Here is a 6,569-nt window from a genome sequence, read left to right on the forward strand (position 1 = left end):
GGATGCTTTGGACAAGTGTAATCAAGAATTTGACCAAATAGCAGGAAGTCCACAGGTAGAGACTCCCTTTTGGTTTACAGAGTCACATTATACAAAAAAATGCAATAAAGTCAATATGTTGTTTGCAATTATTTTATATGAATCCACTTAAGAATCCATCTTTTTATACGTGATTCATTTGATCATTTTTTATATAAGATTGCCATGTATGAATAGACCATAAAAAGCAAATCATGACGTGAATATTATAACGCATGTGTGTATTCAAATAAAATGAAAAGCCGATATCATTCATAACAGTTTATAAATTTTATGATATGTTTTTATCACTCAAAATCGCATTGTTTAAAATTTAGTTGTTTGGAATTATCGATAACATACGTTTAAAGATCACATCTTGTTTTAATGATTGGATTGTTAATCGCATGATAAAAACATAAAATTACAGTTTTCAAAATTGAGAAGCGTAAAATCTAAAAATGCTATAGCAATATCTTATTACCTATAGAGGGTAATCGTTTGAAACTGTTATAAGATAAATTGTACCAAAAGATACGCATTTATAGAAAATAGAGATCATATAATTTTTCCCAAAATTGGGAAAAACCTCTAAAATGGCATTAAAGAAATTAACTGTTTGAACCTGTCATAAGCTTATAGGTTTAATTTAAAAAATTGCATAAAAGGATTAAGGATAAAATCGCTTTTAAAACGCTTACTAAAAGTTAAAAAAACGATAAAGAGGTATTTTATATCTTATGAAATGAAAAGCCTTTTAATGAATAGATTGCAGACTAGTTTTTAAGAACGGAATTATTCGCTTCCACAAAAAAATGGAGGCGGGTAATACCATAGCAGTAAAATACTATTTTACCTTAGATATGGTACTAAAAAACGTTTTAAAAGTTACCATTTAAAAGTACAGAGCACAAATATAGAGCGATTAATTTGCAAAGAAGTTCTGTTTAAAAGAAACTTATGAAAGCCTTTCTAAATGAACGTTTAAACATTTGAAACAGATGTTTATAACAGTTTTTAAAGCCTTGCGTTTGATAAAAGCGGTTATTTATTTGTCTTATGAGAGATTGTTTTGAAAACCAATACTCGTAAATGTAAAAAACGAGTTTTGTTAAAGCTAACAAGCGTTTTGATTTTATAGAATGCGTTATGTGAATTCACTCAGCTCGATTTTGAGCTTAGTATATTGAAACGTTTTAAAAGAAGCATCATGATCATGGGCTTTGTTTTCAATGAATCTCTTTAAAAGATAAAGACGTTATGATTAATACGTTTGAGAGAAACAAAAAGCATTTATAGGCTCTCCCATTCAAAAGAGTGATTAAAGATCATACGCATCATTTACATTCCTTTTGATAAGTTTTCATATCTCAATAGAGCGCTTGCAATATAATACGTTTTGTATATATGCATTCATTACTCCATTGTGGATGATTATTTTTCTATCATTATAATCGTTATTTGAAAGCCGCGTCATATCACTTGACACGGCTTTTTTTTATGAATGCTATCTTTTATGAGATGTTTATAGCAATGCGTTTTATATGCGTTTATACACCATAAAGAAGGCACGTCCCCCACGCCGTTCTTTATTCTGTTTTATCAGTTATACTGACAACATTATCCCTTTCATACACCTCACAATTTTTTGGAACCAACCTTACTTTGCTTTTTTTATTGATTTTTGCATTGCCATAAACACGCCCCCAGATCGTTGCACAATATGAGATTTTAGCATTGCCATAAACAGAGCCATAAATCTCACAAGAGCCACTCACACAAGCATTTCCATAAACCTTGCCATAAATCTTTGCACGACCATTAATAACAGCATAATTATAAATTTTTGCATGGCTATAAATACAAGCCAAGCCAGAAACCTTGGCATGACCATAAACGCGTGCATAACTAAAAACCGTAGCATCATAAGAAACATGCGCATGATCATAAATATGAGCATCAGCAAGAATGCGGGCACTACCATTCACATGAGCATTACCATAAATATTGCCATAAACATGAGCATTGCCATAGACAAAAGCATGGTCATAAACTTTAGCATATTGAGAGATAAAAGCTTTTCCATAGACTTCAGCATTGCCATAAACTTGACCACAGACTTGAGAAAAATGGCGTATTTTTGCATTGTCATACACTCTTGCATGACCATAGACACAAGCCTCATCATACACCCAGCAATTACCATCATGGGATAGGTTAACTTCCTTTTCAATAAAGCCGCCTAAAGACCCCGCCTTTATATCATCAAAATCTTTTAAAGCCCGAATGCGATAAAGGTTTATAATATTTCGAGTAAGAGCATGTTTGATTTTTTTGATTTCACTGGTTAATTCGTATTTTTTGCACATAGAGATACCCTCACAATTTAATGTGATAAACATTTGATAAAATTTGGAATGGGAAAATTTGAAAGAGGGGCGCCCCCGCCGCGCCCGCGCGTCTTTACGCAGCGTTATTTTCAATAATCTTTACAACGGTATCGTTTTCATAAATTTCACAATCCTCAGGAATCCCATATGCATAGTAAACGTTTTGTTCAACATATGAATAACCATCTCTTTTTAACCTTGCATTGCCATGTACCAAACCTCTAATGGTGTGATAACCAGTCACTTTTGCATTCCCATAAACAGAACCATAGACCTTAACATACCCACCCACGCTAGCATTCCCATAAACCTTGCCATAAATTTTAGCAGCGCCACTAACAACAGCATGATCATAAACTACCGCCTTGCTATGAATACGTGCACTTCCTGATAATTTTGCATTGCCATAAACCCGCGCCTGATGATAAACCCAAGCATTATAAGAAAGATGCGCATTGTCATAAACATGAGCATTTGCATAAACGCGGGCACAATCACATACATGAGCATTGCCATAAACAAAGCCCATTATAATAGCCTTATTAAAAACCTTGGCATTTTCATAAATATGGGCAGGATTTAAAACAAGAGCATTATCATAGACCCAGCAATTGCCATCATGCGAGAGGTTGTTTTCACTTTCAATAAAGCCCCCTAAATCACCAGCCTTGACATCATCAAAATCTATTAAAGCCCGAATGCGATAAAGAGTTTGATTATTAAATACACGTGTCTCATTTGTGAGTGCAAACTTTTTTTGCATAGCACAATTCCTTTATAAATAGATTTGAATTTTAGAATGAAATGTTTAAAGAGGGGCGCCCCCGCCGCGCCCGCGCGTCATTTACACAGTTGTAAAAACAATATCACCAGTGATAACGGGTTCTTTATAATTGCCACCAATTTTGGTATCACCACCAATCTCAGTATAGCCAATTACCTTGGCATTGCCATAGACATGAGCATCACCATGGACCTTGCCATAAATTTTTGCATTGTCATAAATGCGAGCATCATCATAAACCTCGGCATTATCAGAAATTAAAGCATTATTGGAAACCCAAGCACCACCATAAACCTTGCCATAAACCTTGGCATTGTCATAAACGCAGCTCCTATCATAAACATGGGCATAACCAGTCACTATAGCATTCCCATAAACCTTGGCTTCTCTATTGACCATAGCAGCGCCACAAACATGGGCATTATCGCAAACCCTAGCATTATCAAAAACTATAGCATTTTCATAAACATGGGCATTATCATAAACCTGAGAGGTTCCTAAAACACGTGCTTTATCATAAACCTCAGCATTGCCATAAATTCTAGTTTTATCAAGAAACTTGCCATAAATAGTGTCATAAATTTTTGCATTTCCATACACTTTAGCATGTCCAAAAATATCACCATAAACCAATGCGTTCTCATATACTTGCGCATTGCCATAAACCTCAGCTCTAATATGCACGCTAGCATTGCCATAGACCCTTGCATTTTCATAAATTTTTGCAGATCCAGTAATTTTTGCATTATCCGAAACATGGGCATTATCGTAAATACGAGCATCACCATAAACCATGGCATTGCCACCGACCCAACAATCACCATTATGAGCTAAATTTGCAACCTTATGTATAAAGCCGCCTAGATCACCAGCTTTTATATTAGCAAAATCCCTTAAAGCCCGAATGCGATAAAGAGTATAATCACCAACCTCTATTGTCTCTCCTGTAAATTCGTATTTTTTTGCAGGCTCTTGTTGATTAGCAAGCGCAGTTTCATTTGAAATATTAGAGATAACGGGGGTGTTTTTTGAGATATTTGTCATAATTAAAACCTATCTGTTTAAAAGTTTTCAATTGACACCCTATAAGGGTATCGGGTGTTGAAAACACGGCAGATAGTCCGTTGCTATGCTTTTCCCTCGCGAAGGGTATTGTATAGCATAGCTACACCCGACAAAATCATCATATATGCTAATTAGAGCATAAAAGATAGTCAGTTTTAATAGGATTAGGTTTATCGCAACCTCTTCGCTATCTGTTTAGTGTTTTCATCACTTGAGTATTTATATAACAAAATACGTATTTATTGTCAAACAATATTTTATCTTTTTTGATATTTTTTCTTATTTTTTAAATACGTTGTGTGTTGATAATGTCTTATGCCTATTAATTGCTTCTTTTATATTTATATGCTTTTAAAGCTATATTATTGGCTTTCTTAAAAGATTGCGTTATTTTCTGAATCTATACATTTATAATATTTAGAAACGCTCTCATAATGCGTATTTTAAACTTTATAACCTATCAATTTTGTTACTAAATGAATTTTAAATTTTTTGTGAATTTTGTTTATAAGGGGCTTTAATTTAAACGACCTTAATAGCACCGCGCTCTTATAACAAATGCTTTCATTTGCATTTTTGCTTTCTCTATAGCTGTTATGTTCTTTATAGCCATGGCATCATTTTTCATGTTCATAAGAGAAATGATAAATAGGATAATTGCGATTTATTGTCTGTTATGAAAACATCTAAAGAGAGAATGATAATTATAGAGATGAGCAAAATCCCTTTTAATAAACTTTTGTCATTTTTGTCAGTTCTTTTTAGAACCTATATCATTTTTTTTAAATGAGAGAAAATTAAAATCATTATATTTCAATAAGTTAAGTTTTATCAATTTTTCAAAATACAACTTATTAAAACAGCCATAACAAATAAATACAACTGTAAATATATATTTGTCAGTTTATGTCAGTACATTGAATCGACAAAAGTGATCATTTAGTGAATGATTAAAACATGTCTTATGAAAAGCATGTGATCCTTTAAAGCCTTTCAAAAGATGGTTTATAACTCATAAGAAATGCTATCAAGACCATTATGGTTATGAGTTTTGAAGGGGTTTTGAGTTTTGAGGGTTGCCCCTTTTAGATAAAAAAACGATAAAAAGTAAAAACGTTATTTTTCAATAGGTTAAGATTTTACAGATCTTAAAAAAACAACTCATATTGATAACACAACCTATAAATTCAACTAATAATATACGTTTTGAAGGGGTTTTGACGGTTTTTACACCTTCAAAACCTATAAGTAAAATGAATATACATAACTCTCTTTAAACAAAGCTTTTGAAAACAATAAAGCACTCATTTTAGATTACGGTATAATCTTTTAAAGGCAATGTAAAAAAATTTAATTCATTTTAAGAGTGGGTTTCTTAAAAGTCTTAAAGCAATCCAAATAAGAGTATTTAAAAGTGCAAATGATTTCTTTTTAGAATAACGCATATAAACACTCTTTTTAAAGATTGTATGTAATCAACTTAACAAGAGAGGTATAGATTATGGTTATAAGCTCTATACCCCTTGTAAGGTTATCACTCTCATTATGTGAGCATGCTTTATAAGTTATTCGGTTTCTCTTATTTCTAATTTTGGTAGGTTCTTAACAATTTTCATTGTTTCTAAACTTACGGTAATAACCCTCTGCAATAACTCTAGAGGGTAGGCAGGGTTGCCAATGGTTTCAACAGCATAGTGATTAGCATCATTAACAATACCACTCTTTTTATCTGTCTTAACGCATTGACGCCCCATAAACCATTCAAGAGCAGGCTTGCCATTGACGATATACTCATAAGCTTACTTAGGGAGATCTGTCATGATGATATTGCTATTATAAGTAACTGTTGATTTATTCTTTTCCTTACTATCCTTAATTTTTGCGAATTTCATTTCTGTCACGTAATAAAACTTTTCTGGATTAGGGATGTCAGTTAATTTTGGATTACCCTTTTTAAAGGTCACAGGATAAGGTTCTACATCTTCATAATTCACATGCAAATGACCCAATTCACGCCCTGCTGTTACAAATTTTCAAAAATCATCAGCACTCTTTACACAAGGGATACGAGGTAATTCTTTGCATAAATTATCAGCATAACGAGAGCGATAATCTTCTGAATGCAAGAGTCCATAACCGTAAAAAAGATATCATCTTTAGTAATTTTTTCATTGGGATAAACGGCTTTTAAATATGCTAATTCTTCATCAGTTATGGCATTACGCATTTTCTTTTTTTCTTATTTTAGTAAATAAGCGATTGTCATGCTATTTTTCTTATCAAGCGATAATAATGGAGTGTTTCTTGTTGTC

General features: G+C 32.7%; 3 protein-coding genes and 1 pseudogene. All 4 read right to left on the reverse strand.

Annotation, left to right across the window (positions count from 1 at the left end):
* Positions 1–1,607: 1,607 nt before the first annotated feature.
* A complete protein-coding gene (locus ACFIL7_RS00115; protein ID WP_375683226.1) occupies positions 1,608–2,387 on the reverse strand; it encodes a hypothetical protein in 780 nt (259 codons plus the stop codon).
* Positions 2,388–2,481: 94 nt separating this feature from the next.
* On the reverse strand, positions 2,482–3,171 hold the full coding sequence (locus ACFIL7_RS00120) for a hypothetical protein (RefSeq protein WP_375683227.1): 690 nt from the start codon (positions 3,169–3,171) through the stop codon (positions 2,482–2,484).
* Between the two features lie 81 nt (positions 3,172–3,252).
* The gene (locus tag ACFIL7_RS00125) at positions 3,253–4,236 is read right to left on the reverse strand and encodes a hypothetical protein (RefSeq protein WP_375675348.1); all 984 of its coding nucleotides are present in this window, start codon (positions 4,234–4,236) and stop codon (positions 3,253–3,255) included.
* A gap of 1,586 nt (positions 4,237–5,822) precedes the next feature.
* A pseudogene (locus ACFIL7_RS00130) lies at positions 5,823–6,481 on the reverse strand (type ISP restriction/modification enzyme); the annotation flags it as partial.
* Positions 6,482–6,569: the final 88 nt, after the last annotated feature.

It is taken from the genome of Bartonella sp. AP3QHHD, assembly GCF_042195765.1.
Classification (GTDB): Bacteria; Pseudomonadota; Alphaproteobacteria; order Rhizobiales; family Rhizobiaceae; genus Bartonella.

What these genes read in the sequence shown, in the direction of transcription:
- ACFIL7_RS00125 (WP_375675348.1), bottom strand. Translation starts at nt 4,236, where the DNA reads ATGACAAATATCTCAAAAAACACCCCCGTTATCTCTAATATTTCAAAT.
- ACFIL7_RS00115 (WP_375683226.1), bottom strand. Translation starts at nt 2,387, where the DNA reads ATGTGCAAAAAATACGAATTAACCAGTGAAATCAAAAAAATCAAACAT.
- ACFIL7_RS00120 (WP_375683227.1), bottom strand. Translation starts at nt 3,171, where the DNA reads ATGCAAAAAAAGTTTGCACTCACAAATGAGACACGTGTATTTAATAAT.